We start from the raw sequence: 14,466 nt of genomic DNA on the forward strand, positions 1-14,466 counted from the left end.
CCGGTTACCCGGTGAGCGCCGGAACAACCCGTGACCGGGGCGCCGGTGCGGGCGGGTCCGGCCCCGCGCGCGGAAACGGCGCGCCCACCGCAACGGGCGCCCCGACCGCCCCAACCGCCTTCAGCGACAAGGGAGTTCCGCATGCTCGCGGGCGTCGCGGGCACCAGACGCCCATGGGAGACGACACGGAGAACAGACCCGCGCAGGAGAAGCGCCGCCGCGAACGAGCCCCCGGCAGGTGGCCCGTCGTCGTGGCCGTCCTCCTCGCACTGATCCTGATCCTGGTCCTGGGGGGCCGCTTCCTCCGGCTGCCCGTCCTGGGCGACTTCTTCGGCACCGAGACCAAGGACCGTTCCGGTCCCGTCCTGCTGAAGTCGATCCAGGACATGAACCGCCACGAAGGAGCCGTCGGCACCTACCAGGTCGTGGTCGACCTGGAGAAGGACGCCCGGTTCCTGCCGGACGCGATCCGCGGCACCCGCACCCTGTACGTGGCCGGCGGCAGCGTCAGCGCCTACGTCGACCTCGCGGGCCTCGGCCGGGACGCCGTCACCGTCGACGGGGAACGCACCACGGCCACCCTCCGCCTGCCGCACGCCCGGCTCGCCGAACCCTCCCTCGACCCCGAGCGTTCCTACGTCGTGTCCAAACAGAGGGGACTCCTCGACCGGCTGGGCGACCTCTTCTCCGACAACCCCGGCAGCGAGCGCGCCGTCCACGTCCTCGCCGCCCGCCACATCGGACGGGCCGCCGCGGAGAGCGACCTCACCGCCAGGGCGGAACGCAACACCACCACCATGCTCCAGGGCCTCCTGCGCGCCCTCGGATTCGAGCGGGTCACCGTCACCTACGGCTGAGGTCCCCGCCGGAACCCGGAACCCCGGACCGGCGGCCCGCCCCCGCGCCCGGCCCGCGCCGGCGGCCCGGACCCGCACCCGGCCGGGGACACGGCGGTGCCCGGCCGGCCGGGCACCGGAAAGCCCGTAACCCACATCCGGGTGCTTCGCAAGCGCGGAACTGGGCATACGCGTGAAAGTTCTCGTCTCGCCCCGTCCGACGCCTCCTCCCGGAGGGGCCGGAGGGGCGGGGCATTCGCTGATGCAGGGAGAGTCGATGCGCACGGTAGGAGTCGAGGAAGAGCTGATGCTCGTCAACGCCAGGACGGGCGAGCCGTTCGCCGTGTCGTCGGCGGTACTGGCGTCGGCGGCCCTGCGCGGCGACGAAGCGGGAGAGGTCTTCGAGAAGGAGCTGCACCAGGAGCAGCTGGAGTTCTCCACCAGGCCGCTGACGGACATGGGGGAGCTGCGGAAGGAGATCGTGCGCTGGCGCGGCGAGGCCCTGCGGTACGCCCAGGAGTCCGACGCGGTCGTCGCGGCCCTCGCGACCTCGCCCGTTCCCGTCGAACCGTCCCGGCACCTGGGTGCGCGGTACCGGTGGATGGCGGAACAGTTCGCCCTCACCACCAGGGAACAGCTGACGTGCGGCTGCCACGTCCACGTGGCCGTGGAGTCCGACGAGGAGGGGGTCGCCGTCCTCGACCGCATCCGCCCCTGGCTCTACCTCCTGAACGCGCTCAGCGCGAACTCGCCGTTCTGGCAGGGCGAGGACAGCGGCTACAGCAGCTACCGCAGCCGGGTGTGGAACCGCTGGCCGTCGGCCGGCCCGTACGAACCGTTCGGCGACCCGGACACGTACCACGAGCGGGTCGACGCCATGGTGGAGACCGGTGTCCTGCGGGACTCCGGCATGATCTACTTCGACGCCCGTCTCTCCGCCAACTACCCGACCGTCGAGATCAGGGTCGCCGACGTCTGCCTGGAACCCGACACGACGGTCCTGATCGCCACCCTCGCCCGCGGCCTCGTGGAGACCGCCGCCCGCGCCTGGCGCGCCGGGGAGCCGCCCGCCCCCGTCCCCACCGGCCTCCTGCGGCTGGCGTCCTGGCGCGCCGCCCGGTCGGGGCTCAAGGGGCCGCTCCTCCACCCGGTCACCCTGCGGGAGACCTCCGCCGAGACGGCTTTCGAAGCCCTTCTCGACCACGTCGAAGAGGCGCTGAAGGACATCGGCGACCTCGACGAGGCGCGGAAGGGGATCGCCGCCCACCTGGCCCACGGCGGCGGGGCGGACCGCCAGCGGGCCCTGCGGGACGAGGGCATGGACCTCCACGAGGTCGTACGGGCCTGCGCCCGGATCACGACCGGCGCCGAGTAGGAACCCGGAACCGAGCAACGGAGGGGAGGTGCGGTGCCCGCGCGACGACCGGCGGGCACCGCACCTCCCCTCCGCGTTCCACCCGTCGGAAGCGGCCCACGATCCGGGCCGTGGCCCGGTCGAACAACTTCCGCCACCGTGCGGAGCCGGGCAGCACGCCGCGTACGGTCGGCGCATGGACGACCGACGAGACCCGGGTCGGGGCACCGGCAAGGCGGCGCCCGAGCGCCGGGCCCCCGCTACCGAAGGCATCACAGGGGCCGAAGCGGTGGTCTTCGTGTGCGCGACCTGTGAAGTCCCCCTGACGGGTCCACTCACTCGGCTGCCCGCGGTTCCCGAGGCGCCGTACCACGCGTGGTGGGATGCCCAGGAGCCCGGTCCGTCGCCGCCGACCGTGCCGTCAGGCTGTTATGCCGTCGAGACAGAGCCGTACGGTGCACCCCTCGTGGTCTCCAAGACCCCCGTACAGGCGATGCCGCGCTACGGGACGATGAGCGACGAGCACGGGCAATGGCTCGTGTCACGGGGCCCGCGAGGCAACATCGTCATCAACCCGGACGACGCCCACGGCCTGGAGTGTCACCACGCGTCCCCCGCTTGCTGCGGAGCGACCCCCACCGGCGGAATGAACCAGCTGTGTTCCTGCGGAACCCTCGTCGCCACGCTCAGCTCCGACTGCTGCTGCCCGTACGAACTGCATCTCTCGGCCGACCACGTCCGCGCCGTCGGTCCCTGACACGAAAGCGGGCCGCCCTTACCCTTCCATGTCCACCGGCAGACGCCCCGGATACCGATGACGCCGCGGCGGACGAGGTGGCAGCAGCGGAGCGATGCGTTCCACAGCTCGTCGGACACATCGGACGCATTGGACACAAGGGTCTCCGGCACCCGCACCGCTCTGCCGCCGCCAGACCCGACCGCCAAGCCTTCACGCCGAACTCATTCTGAAACGATCAGCCCATCACGTACCGATCAGAATGATTTTCGATCAGATTCGGTGAACAGTGTGCAGCTTCCTCGCGTAGGTGCCCGTGCCGTCCAGAAGTGAAGCGCCGCCCAGGTCGGACATGGTCGGCCCGTTGACGGTCTTGCGGCTGGAGAGGAACCGGCGCTTGCCCGCCGCGTCCTTGCCCAGGTATATGCCCACGTGATCGACGGTGATGGACGGATTGTCGTCGCCGGAGTCCGCGTTGAAGAGCACCAGGTCGCCCGGTTGCAGCAGAGCCGCCGCAGGGGGAGTCGTTCCATCGGTCGTCTGATCGATCCGCACACCGGGGGCGTAAGTGACCATGTCTCGCGATTTGCGGGGGATGCGCGTCTTGGACGTGTCCGCGCCCGCGGCCATCGGCACACCCATGTGGTAGCCGTAGACCATGCGCGTGTATCCGGAGCAGTCGAGGTTGCCGACCTGCCTGCTGGAGGCCGCGGCATAGGTTCCGTCGGGGAAGGTCCAGCCGACGTTCATGTACTCGTGGAAATCGGCTCCTTCGTATCGGTACCCCTGGGGGTCGAGGAATCCGTACCCGGCCTCTCCCAGGATCTGCCTGTCCTCGGCCGGTCCGCTGCCGCTGGTCACCGTCGGCGCGCCGGCAAGGAACATCGCCGCGTGCGCGAGGACATCCGGCGTTGTGGAACCGGCCCAGCCGCGGATGGTCCGCTCCAGGTCCGTAGTCCAGGTGCCGTCGTACGGCTCCGGCAGCACGCGCACCCAGTCGCCGTGCGTGACGCTGGGGGGTGCGGCCCAGTTGGCGGCGTCTATCTCGAAGCGGCTGACGTTCAGCTTGACCGGCAGGTTGGTGCAGCCGTCATTGGCGAGTGCGCGAAGGCCGACGCGGCCCTTGCCGAAGGTGGTGTCGGTGAGGTCCGCCTGCCACGAGGACGGCTCGGTGGTGGCGGAAGCCCAGGCCTTGACCTGGATGCGAGTGCCCTGGCGGCGGACCCGGATCGTCCAGTTGGTGCCCGCGGGCACGCCGGTGGCGAGGGTGGTGGCCGTGGTCAGCTGCGTGACGGTGTCGGCCACTTCCTTTTCGACCCGCAGTTCGACGGCGCCGGAGGTGAGGAAGGACAGCCGGGCGCGGTAGTGGTTGTGGGTGTCCTGGTAGCCGAACGAGAGAGCGTACGAGCAGGCCTGGCCGATGGGGATTTTGTCGAACCTGGCGACGGCCCGTACGTCGACGTCGGTGATCTCGTCGTCGCGCAAGGTGGCGTGGCGGCTGACGAAGTCGGTGGTGAGGGCGATGACGCCCGTTCCGGGCGTGACCGAGTAGTCGGTGTCGGCGGGGCCGAGGGTGGACCAGCTACCGCCGCCCGGAGAGGTGCCCCAGTACTGGCGGTCGGCGATCGGCAGGGACGTGTCTGGCAGCGTGCGCTGGAAGTCGTCCACGAACGCCTTCTTGTTTTCGCTGAACGTCCGTGTCGGTCCGGGGAGGACGACGGTCCTCGCGCCGTGGGTGAGCAGTGCGATGCGCCTGCCGTCGGAGGTGACCTCGGTGCGGGCCGGGGTTCCGGGCAGGAGGGTGGTGGCGAGCGGGAGGCTGAGCGTCGCGGGCGTGAAGTAGGACGGGTTCAGCGGAGGCAGCGTGACGAAGGATCGCGCCGAGGTCGTGCCGGCCGGTCCGGGGAAGGGCTCGACGGGGAGAGGCGCCGGCCCGGCGGCCTGGGCGGGGGCGGCGGCGAGACCGTTCAGGGGGAGGGTGGCGGCGGAAGCCGCGAAGAGGGTGAGCAGGCTGCGCCGTGAGGTGTGGGACATGCGTTCATGATCCGTGCGGGCCTGGTGAAGGAGTGCGTCGCCCCTGGTCAGGGTCCGTTCTCGTCGGGCCTGCGTACTACGTTCCGATGGGGGGTTTTGCTGAGTGATCACCTGGATGGGGCGGTATGGCGACAGAGGCCGTGCTGTTCGCGGACCTTCCGCCGAGCGCACGGTCGGCGTCGTCGGCGAACGCCGATTCACCCCCGTATCCGGGGCGCCCAGAAGCCCGGCCGGCACCGAACGGGGCGGTCATGGTGGCGAGGGCGAGCTTCGGAGCGCTCTGCCGTCCCGCCGGAGCCGTAGTGATCAAGGGAGGTAAATCCCGTAGGGATGCGGCCCGTAAGGAATACGCCGGTTGCCGAACAAGGCATTGAAGAGCGGGGCCGCGTGAAGCGGCGTCGGACATGGGCGGTCGCAGCCGTCGCGGTGGCGGGTCGGCAGGAGTACTGGCGTTTCCAGGCGTCCGTTGCCCGGAGGGCAGGCCCGGCGGTGTCCGCTCCCTGCCCACCTGGCAGGCCACCGTGCAACTGTCCGGGGCGAACGGGCGGTTCGACCCCGGGGTGCACGGTGGCCTTGTCCCGGCATGACCGGCTTCGCCTGCTCGATTCACCGCGCCCGGCTCCCGTTCGCACCGAAGCGGTGGTTCTCGTACGACCCGGTGAAACCATCGTGTGCCCTCTCCGGCGCGGGAACGGCGGGCGGAACGGGGTCAGGCGGGCCAGGTGCCCGTCACCCGTCGCACCGCCGTGGCGCCGCCGCGGTCGACCGCGGCCTTCACCAGGGCGAAGATCGCGCCGTGCAGGGCCGCGGCGAGCAGGATCTCGCGCCAGCCCCGGTCCTCGTCGGTCGCGTCGGGCGCGTCGTCGTCGTGGCCCAGGATCTGCCACGCCTTCTTGAACGCGGCTCCCGCGAGCACGCCGGTCCCGGCGCTCACGACGAGCGAGATCGGTTTGAACACGAGGCGCGACGGTTTCATGGCGACTTCCTTTCCCTCCGGCTCACCGCCCCGGCTACCCCGGCACCCGGGCCGCATGCGCCCGCCCCCCCCGGAACGATCTCCACGTCGCCCGGCCGCCGGCCGTCCTCACGGGAGCCGGAGGTCCCTCCGCCGCGCGAGGCGGGCGGCCCCGTACGCGCGGGCGGGGTCCGGGTGCGGCCCCGCGACGGGCTGCCAGGTGCCGTGACGGTCGGTGTACGGGTACCAGCGGCCGTCCGGTCCGTGGCGGAGCTGGACGCCGGCCGGCGGGTCGGTGAGGCGGTTGTGGTGGCGTTCGACGGGGGCGTGGGGAGAGGGACGCAGCGGCTGGATCGCGGCCTCGGCCCCGGAGAGCGTGGCGGGATCGGTGTGCCGGGGGGAGAGATGGGTGGCGACGCCGTCGGGGCCGCCGTGGCGGTAGGCGTCGGCGAGGTGCCGCATCCGCGAGGGCGGGAGACCGAGGTGGGCGGCGGCGGCCTCCAGGTGGCCGGCGCCGGCGCCGGCGGTGAAGCGGGCGACGTCGGTGACGGCGTCGCGGGTCTCGGGGGCTTCGTCCCCGAGGAGGGCGGCGGCCCGGTGGGCGGCGTCCCGGACGAGCGCGCGCATGGCGGCGAGGGAGGGCACGGGGGCGGGCGGTTCGGTGGTGACCCCGTCCAGGAGCGGGGTGGGGTCGTGGGCGCCGGCGGGAAGCGGCGGGGGCGGCTCGCCGGGAGGGTGCGCGGAGACCGGCGACGGGGACGCCGTCCGGGGAGCGGCCCCCGGACCTCCGGGGGAGACGGTGCGCAGGTCTTCGGGGGAGACGTTGTGCGGCCCCTCGGGGGAGACGGCCGCCGGGTCTTCGGGGAAGACGGTCCGCGGCCCCTCGGGGGAGCGGACGCGCGGAGGGGGAGCGGGCGTGGTCATACGGCTGTTCCCAGGCTGACGAGTTCGGTGAGTTCACGGTCGGTCAGGCGGGCGAGACCGGCGTCGCCGGAGGCGAGGACCGTGTTCCGCAGGGCGCGTTTGTGGGTCAGGAGCCGGTCGATCCGGTCCTCGATCGTGCCGCGGGTGACGAGGCGGTGGACGGTGACGGTCCGCCGCTGCCCGATCCGGTGGGCGCGGTCGGAGGCCTGGTCCTCGACGGCGGCGTTCCAGCTGCGGTCGAAGTGGATGACGTGGCCGGCCCGCGTCAGGTTGAGGCCGGTCCCGCCCGCCTTGAGGGAGAGGAGCAGCAGCGGCGTCCCGCCGCTCTGGAACGCGTCGACGAGTTCCTGCCGCCGTCCGGTGTCCAGACCCCCGTGCAGGAAGAGCGGGCGGTGTCCGAGGTGCGCGAGGTGTTCCTCCAGGAGCCGTCCCATGGCGACGTAACCGGTGAACAGGAGGGCGGCCTCACCGCGCCGGGCGATCGTCCCGACGAGTTCGGCGAGCGCCTCCAGCTTGGCCGACCGCCGGGAGAACTCGGCCACGCGCGCGGCGCCGGGGTGCGCCTCGCGGAGGTAGTGGGCGGGATGGTTGGTGATCTGCTTGAGGGCGGTGATCAGCTTCAGCACGAGCCCGGAGCGCCCGGCGGCCGGGGAGCCGGCGATCCGGTCCATCGTCTCGCGGACGACCGCCTCGTAGAGGGCGACCTGCTCGGGGGTGAGGTCGACGATCCGCAGCGCGTCGACCTTGGCGGGCAGCTCCGGCGCGATGCCGGGGTCGCTCTTGGTGCGGCGCAGGACGAACGGCGCGACGAGCCGGGCGAGGGCGCGGGCGGCGGGACCGTCGGGGTCGCGTTCGGCGGCGGCCGCGTACCGGGCCCGGAACGTCTTCAGCGTGCCGAACAGGCCGGGGTTGGCCCAGTCGATCAGCGTCCACAGTTCGGAGAGGTTGTTCTCCACGGGGGTGCCGGACAGGGCGAGCCGGGCCGTGGAGGGGAGGGAGCGCAGGGCCCGCGCGGTCGCCGACGCGTGGTTCTTGGCGTGCTGCGCCTCGTCGGCGACGACCAGGTCCCAGACGGGGGCGGCGAGCCGCGCGTCCCGGCGCAGGACGCCGTAGGTGGTGAGGACGACCGTGCGCTCGCCGGCGGAGCCGAGACTCCGGGCGGCGCCGTGGTAGCGGACCACCTCCAGGTGGGGGGCGAACCGGCCGATCTCCCGCCGCCAGTTGGTGACCAGGGAGGACGGGCACACCACCAGGACCGGGCCGGTGCGGCCGGTCTCGTGGCGGTGGAGGACGTACGCGATCGTGGTGAGGGTCTTGCCGAGGCCCATGTCGTCGGCGAGGACGGCGCCGAACCCGAGGCCGCTCGTGTGGGCGAGCCAGGCCAGGGCCCGTTCCTGGTAGCCGCGCAGCACGGCCTCCAGCCGGGCCGGGACGGCCACGGGAGGGGCGTGCTCGCCCCGGCGCAGGATGCCCACGACATCGGCGAGACCGCCGGCCGCCCGGCAGTTGACCTGTCGCCCGTCGACGCCGACGGTGCCGGTGAGCACGGCGGTGAGCGCGTCGGCCCCGGTCAGCCGGCCGATCTCCCGGCGCCGTGCGCGGGCCCGTGTGGCGGGGTCGAGCAGGACCCACCGGCCGCGTACGCGCACGAGGGGGCGGGCGGCCTCCGCGAGCGCGTCCATCTCGGCCTCGTCGAGGGTGTCGTCGCCGAGGGCGATCTGCCACCGGAAGTCGAGCAGGGCCCGCAGCCCGAACCGGGGGGCCCCGGCGGCGGGCGCCCCGGCGCCGACGACCGCGTACGAGGAGAGCCCCCGGCGCAGCCGGTCCGGCCAGCGCAGCCGCATGCCGTCGGCGGCCAGCTCCTCCTCCGCCCGGAGGAGGAGCGTGATCCCGGCGGCGTCCACCTCGAACGCGTCGGGCCGGGAGAGCAGGCCGGCGAGGAGGGGGCACCGCCGTTCCAGCCGTTCCAGGAGGCGTCCGATCCGCTCGCGCGACCGGCGCCGGTCGACGTCGCCGTGAAGGGCGTGCCCCTCCCACACCAGGGAGGCCGCGACCTCGCCCCCCGGTCCCTCCGGGCCGGTGTCGATGAGGAGACGCGCCGTCAGGCGGCCTTCCCGCGCCTCGTGTGCGGAGGGCTCCCGGAACGCGAGGACGAGACCGGGCGGCGGGCCGTCGTCCAGCCGGTCCTCCAGGGCGTCGCACCACGACCGCGCCGCCGGGAGGTCGGCCGGCGGAACGCGGCCGCCGGAGGGGGACGTGAACGGGCCGGAGCCGAACACGGCCGCCGCGGGGGTGCGCACCAGGCCGTCCGCCACGGCGTGGAGGAAGGCGAGGACCGCCTCCGGCGGCGGGAGGGGGTGTCCGCCGCCGGAGGAGGCGTGGGCGCGCGGCGGCATGTGCCGGGCGAGTTCGTCCACGGCCCGTAAGGCGCTGTCCGGCAGGGGGCCCACCCGCCACCGGCCCGCCCCGTCGGGGGCGAGCGAGGGGTGGACGAGCCCGGCGGCCACCAGCCGCGCGCCCAGGCGCGCCGCCCGCTCCCACTCCACCGCCGTCGGATGCCACGCGGTGATCCGGGACCTCCCCAGGAGCACCGGTACGGCCTCGGCGAGCGGCAGCCGCCATCCGGTCACCGGTACGGGACCTCCGGGCCCGACGAGCCGGCGGGAGGTGGGGGAGAGCGCGGCGGGCAGGGGCACCTCGGGCATCGGGGCGCCGCCGGCCCGGTGGAGCAGCATCCCGGCCGTCGCCTCGTCGCCGGCCGGGGGGAGAAAGGCGAGCGCGCACCCGGCCGCGAGTGCCTCCCCGACCACGGCGCGGGCCGTGAACGCCTCGCCGGCCGCCGGTTCCTCCCGGGGCGCGGGGCGGTCCTCCGCGTCCGGCGCGGACGGCGGCGGTACGGTTCCCGGTCCCCCGGTCCGGGGGCCGGGGAGGGTGACGCGGCCGGCGGCCCGGTTCTCCGGCCCGTCCGCCGGGCCCCGGGGCGCCGGTCCGGAGGCCCGTTCCGCGTCCAGGTCGGCCAGCCGGGCCAGCAGCGCCGAGGCCGCAGCCCGCCGCGCCTCCCCCTTGGTGCGTGCCGTTCCCGTGCCCTCCACCGTCGCGCCCGTGGCCACGTGCCGGCACGTGTACGTGCAGACGACGGACCTGGGCCCGGAGGCGACGGCCGCCTCCGGCTTCGTGATCGCCTCCAGCTGGGTGTACTTGTTCAGGTACTTCACCGGGTCCTGGTCCCGGGGCACCGGCAGGACACGGGCCGGGGCCCTCCGGGGCCCGCCCGCGGCCCGGTCCCGCGGCTCGGGCAGCCCGCACAGCAGGGCGAGGAGGGCGACCGCGGCGTCGTGCAGGGAGGTGCGCCGGTCGTCGGAGGCCCGTTCGGGGCCCGTGACGATCCGGCCGCCCGCCTCCTCCCAGCTCCATGCCGAGGCGAACCCGCCGGGACGCTCCACCGTCGTGTGACGGGCCTCCGCGCCGCACGCCCCGGCCCGCCACCGCAGCAGGGTCGCCGCCGCCGGGGGCGTTCTGGCCGTGTGGCCGAGCGCGAGTCGCCGGACCTCCCGCCATTCCGGTCCCGTCACGTCGAAGAGCAGCCGCAGGGCGTCGCGGTGCCGCAGGCGGGAGGCGGACGCCCGCCGGACCAGTTCGGCGTGGAGTTCCCCGCCGGGTCCGGCCGACCCCTCCAGGCGCGTGCCCAGCAGCGACTCGAACGCCTCCGCCGGCATCCCCGGAAGCCGCAGCCGCTCCGTCCCCACGCCGGCCAGGGCCCGGAGCATGGCGTCGGCCGCGGCCAGGCGGGCCCGTTCCGCCGAGGGGGCCGTGCGGCCGGGACCGGTGACGGGGGAGCCGGCGGGGCCGACCCGGAACGCCGCGTGGTGCAGCGCCTCCCCGTGCGGCGCCCGCCCGGAGGATTCCACGCAGGCGGGCGGGGGCCACGCCTCCCTCTGCGTGTGCAGGGTCAGCACCTGCAGCGGCACCTCCGGGCGGGTGTCCAGAGCCGCGATCGCCCGCCGCCGGGCGGGCAGCCACCCCGGGTGGTCGCCCGTCACGAGCAGCAGGACCCGGAGGTCCCGTGTCGTCAGCCCGCCCGCGAGCGCCCGTTCCTCCGCCTCGGCCGCCAGGAGGGGGTCGAACCCGCCGGACGCGGCGACGTCCCGCGCCCGTTCGTGCCACGGGGACCCCGGTCCGGGGCCGGCCCGGTCCGCCGGGGGCGCGGTGACGGCGGCCGTCCGAGACTGCGTGTCCAAGAAGGAGTCCCCCGTACGAGGCGTGACGACGCGAACACGTACAGGATACGAATCGCCGCGTCCCCGTCCGTCCCGTCGCCGCCTCCGGGAGGCCGCGACCGGGCGCGTGACGCCCCCGGCCGCCGGGACCCCGGACGCGTTCCACCCGTTCGGGTGAACGCCCGTCCGTGCGGGGAGTCCTCAGTAGGTGTGGCCCACGTGTGCGAGGGCCTGCTTGAGCAGCATGCCCCGTCCGCCCGGCATCTCGTTCTGCACGGCCGGGGAGGCCGCTTCCTGCGGGCTGAACCAGACGAGGTCGAGCGCGTCCTGACGGGGACGGCAGTCGCCGGTCACCGGCACGATGTACGCGAGGGCCACCGCGTGCTGGCGCGGGTCGTGGTACGGGGTGATGCCGGCCGTGGGGAAGTACTCGGCGACGGTGAAGGGCTGCAGGGAGGCGGGGACACGGGGCAGGGCCACCGGCCCGAGGTCCTTCTCCAGGTGACGGAGGAGCGCGTCGCGGACCCGCTCGTGGTGCATGACACGCCCGGACACGAGGGTGCGGCTGATCGTGCCGTCCGCGCCGATCCGCAGGAGCAGTCCGATGCTGGTGACTTCACCGCTGTCGTCCACCCGGACGGGCACGGCCTCGACGTACAGGATCGGCATCCGGGCCCTGGCGCTGTCCAGTTCGTCCGTGGACAGCCAGCCGGGCGTGGTCTCGGTCATGTCAGACATCGCTTGATCATACTTTCCCGGGGGTGCTTCGGCCCAGAGAACATGTGTGTGCCGGGTGGCCGCCCCGCTCCCTCCCGCCGTTCCCGCGGCACGCGCCGCTCCACGGGGACGGAGGATCACCCGCACGGGTTACCCCGCGGTGCCCTCGACGGGAACGCCCAGCAGACCGGCCACGGTGGTGAGGGCCGCCCCCAGGGGGAGCGCGACCCGGGTGAGGGCGTACCGGTCGCCCCGCGTCGGGTCCCGGTTGACGATCAGCACGGGCTTCCCGGCCTGGGCCGCCTGCCGGACGAACCGGAGCCCGGACATCACGGTCAGCGAGGACCCCAGGACCAGCAGCGAGTCCGCCTCCCGGACCAGCTCGCGGCAGTGCTCCACCCGGCGCGGCGGGACGGCCTCGCCGAAGAACACCACGTCCGGTTTGAGGACGCCGCCGCAGATCGCGCAGGGCACCACGCGGAAGTCCCCGACCTGTTCGTCGGTCAGGTCGGCGTCGCCGTCCGGGTTGATGCCCGCGGCCACCGGCTCGAAGCCCGGATTGGCCTCCTCCAGCCGTTCGGCGAGTTCACGGCGCGGCCGGAGGGCGCCGCAGGAGAGGCAGACGACCCGGCCCAGGCTCCCGTGGAGTTCCACGACCTCCCCGCTGCCGGCGGCCTGGTGCAGACCGTCGACGTTCTGGGTGATGACACCCGTGAGCAGGCCGTGCCGTCCGAAGGCGGCCACGGACCGGTGCCCCGCGTTGGGCAGCGCCCGGCCGAAGGTGCGCCAGCCGAGGTGGCTGCGCGCCCAGTACCGGCGCCGGGCCCGGGCGCTGCCGGTGAAGTCCTGGTACGTCATCGGGGTGTGCCGGCTCAGGCTCCCGCCCTCGCCCCGGTAGTCGGGGATGCCCGACTCCGTGGAGATGCCCGCCCCGCTGAGCACCAGCACGCCGCCGGCGCCCAGGGCGTCGGCGACCGGCCGCAGGTCCGTGGTGGCCGGCGGCAGGTCCTCGGTGGGGGTCCAGCTCAGAGTGGGACGCATGCGCATGCCGCCCAGGGTACGGAACGCTCCCGGCCCCCGCCGGGGGACGCCGTCGGGGCCGTACCCCCGGGGCCGGGCCGCCGGCGGGACGGGCCTTCCGGCCCCGCTGACGGCCGGCGGTCGGGGCCCGGCGCGGAACACGTGCGGAACATCCCTACCCGCGAGTCACCTCCCGGGGGGAGAATCGGTCCGCAGACGACGAACGAGGGGGAGTCTTCCATGGCGATCACCACCGGTGCCGAAGCACCCGAACTCGCGGGATTCCCGCTGCTCGGTTCGATGTTCGACCTCAAGAAGGACTCCCTGGGAACCTTCCTGCGCGCCCGGCGCGAACACGGGGACGTCGTACGGATCACCGCGGGGCCGCCCGGCATCCGCACCACCGTCTACGGCGTCTTCTCCGCCGAGGGGGCGCAGCGGGTCCTGGCCGGCGAATCGGCCAACTTCCGCAAGGACAACGTCTTCTACCAGGAGATCCGGGAGTCCTTCGGCAACGGCCTCCTCACCAGCCAGGACGAGGACTACCTCCGCCAGCGCCGCCTCGTCCAGCCCCTGTTCACCCGCCGCCGCGTCGACGGCTACGCCGCGGCCGTCGCCGCCGAGGTCGACGTCCTCACCGGGGAGTGGCGGGACGGCGGCGCCGGAACCGTCGACGTCCTCCAGGAGATGGCCCGGCTCGCCCTGCGCGCCGTCGCCCGCATCCTCTTCGGCACGGACGTCGACGAGGCCGTGGAGATCGTCGAGAAGAGCTTCCCCGAGCTCGGCGCCTACGTGCTGCGGCGCGGCTACTCCCCGGTCAACGTCCCCCGCGACTGGCCCACCCCCGGCAACCGCCGCGCCGCCGCCGTCCACCGGGCGCTGTACGAGGTCTGCGACCGGATCATCGCCGGGCGCCGGGACTCCGGCCGCGCCCCGGACGCGGACGACGACCTCCTCGCCCTCCTCGTGGGGGCCGGCAGCGCCGAGGACGGCAGCTTCGACGCCACCGAGCTGCGCGAACAGGTCCTCGTCTTCCTGCTCGCCGGGCACGAGACCACCGCCACGTCCCTCGGCTTCGCCCTCCACCTGCTCGCCCTCCACCCGGAGGCGCAGGAGCGGGCACGGGAAGAGGTCGACCGGGTCCTCGGGGGCCGTACGCCCGGCGCCGCCGACCTCGACGCGCTGCCCTACGTCACCCGGGTCCTCAAGGAGGCCATGCGCCTCTTCCCGGCGGCTCCCGTCATCGGCCGCCGCGCCGTCGCCGCCACCGAGGTGGGGGGTGTCGTCATCCCGGCGGGCGCGGACGTCATCGTCTCCCCCTGGGTCACCCACCGGCACCCGGAGTACTGGGAGGACCCGGAGCGCTTCGACCCCGACCGCTTCACGCCCGAGGCGGAGGCCGCCCGCCCCCGGTACGCCTGGTTCCCCTTCGGCGGCGGTCCGCGCGCCTGCATCGGCCAGCACTTCTCGATGCTGGAGTCGGTGATCGCCCTGGCGATGATCCTCCAGCGCCACGGCTTCGAGGCCGTCGACACCGAGGTGCCCGTCACCTCGGCGATCACCCTCCAGGCGGCGGGCCCGGCCCGCTGCCGGCTGATCCCCAGGGCGGCGCGGCCGGTGGGGTGACGGTCCCGGGACCGGCGTCCCCGCCGGCCCGGTGGGGACGTGACCAC

At 74.3% G+C, this 14,466-nt stretch carries 10 protein-coding genes; 4 read left to right on the top strand and 6 right to left on the bottom strand.

Translation table 11 applies throughout. The features are described from left to right. Positions 1 to 173 precede the first annotated feature (173 nt). The 3 genes from ACZ3IL_RS20620 (at position 174) to ACZ3IL_RS20630 (ending at position 2,947) form a co-directional block, all read left to right on the top strand. Positions 174 to 857 carry a DUF4230 domain-containing protein gene (locus ACZ3IL_RS20620; RefSeq protein ID WP_467391930.1) on the top strand — a complete coding sequence of 228 codons (684 nt, stop codon included), beginning with the start codon at positions 174 to 176 and terminating at the stop codon, positions 855 to 857. Positions 858 to 1,113: 256 nt separating this feature from the next. Further along, positions 1,114 to 2,211 (top strand): glutamate--cysteine ligase 2, encoded by a 1,098-nt coding sequence (locus ACZ3IL_RS20625; protein WP_467391932.1) that lies wholly within the window; start codon positions 1,114 to 1,116, stop codon positions 2,209 to 2,211. Positions 2,212 to 2,656: 445 nt separating this feature from the next. Next, positions 2,657 to 2,947: a hypothetical protein gene (locus ACZ3IL_RS20630; RefSeq protein ID WP_467391934.1), complete on the top strand. Its 291-nt coding sequence runs from the start codon at positions 2,657 to 2,659 to the stop codon at positions 2,945 to 2,947. Positions 2,948 to 3,199: 252 nt separating this feature from the next. On the opposite strand, the gene ACZ3IL_RS20635 is transcribed toward ACZ3IL_RS20630, so the two are convergent. The 6 genes from ACZ3IL_RS20635 to ACZ3IL_RS20660 form a co-directional block, all read right to left on the bottom strand. After that, entirely contained in the window at positions 3,200 to 4,960 is a 1,761-nt protein-coding gene (locus tag ACZ3IL_RS20635) for an NlpC/P60 family protein (RefSeq protein WP_467391936.1), read from the bottom strand. Between the two features lie 709 nt (positions 4,961 to 5,669). Next, entirely contained in the window at positions 5,670 to 5,936 is a 267-nt protein-coding gene (locus ACZ3IL_RS20640; protein WP_467391938.1) for a DUF4235 domain-containing protein, read from the bottom strand. 108 nt (positions 5,937 to 6,044) lie between these two features. After that, positions 6,045 to 6,839 carry a hypothetical protein gene (locus tag ACZ3IL_RS20645; RefSeq protein WP_467391940.1) on the bottom strand — a complete coding sequence of 265 codons (795 nt, stop codon included), beginning with the start codon at positions 6,837 to 6,839 and terminating at the stop codon, positions 6,045 to 6,047. Beyond that, positions 6,836 to 11,077, bottom strand: a complete 4,242-nt coding sequence (locus tag ACZ3IL_RS20650; RefSeq protein WP_467391942.1) for an SNF2-related protein — start codon at positions 11,075 to 11,077, stop codon at positions 6,836 to 6,838. The genes ACZ3IL_RS20645 and ACZ3IL_RS20650 overlap by 4 nt, the downstream gene beginning before the upstream one ends. Before the next feature lie 180 nt (positions 11,078 to 11,257). Further along, complete coding sequence (locus ACZ3IL_RS20655) at positions 11,258 to 11,785, bottom strand: NUDIX hydrolase family protein (RefSeq protein ID WP_467392059.1); 528 nt, start codon at positions 11,783 to 11,785, stop codon at positions 11,258 to 11,260. 138 nt (positions 11,786 to 11,923) lie between these two features. Then, positions 11,924 to 12,820: an NAD-dependent protein deacetylase gene (locus tag ACZ3IL_RS20660; RefSeq protein WP_467391944.1), complete on the bottom strand. Its 897-nt coding sequence runs from the start codon at positions 12,818 to 12,820 to the stop codon at positions 11,924 to 11,926. 213 nt (positions 12,821 to 13,033) lie between these two features. Between ACZ3IL_RS20660 and ACZ3IL_RS20665 the strand changes: the two genes are divergently transcribed. Beyond that, entirely contained in the window at positions 13,034 to 14,419 is a 1,386-nt protein-coding gene (locus ACZ3IL_RS20665; protein WP_467391946.1) for a cytochrome P450, read from the top strand. Positions 14,420 to 14,466 lie beyond the last annotated feature (47 nt).

The sequence above is a fragment of the Streptomyces sp. NPDC014907 genome, from assembly GCF_055562975.1.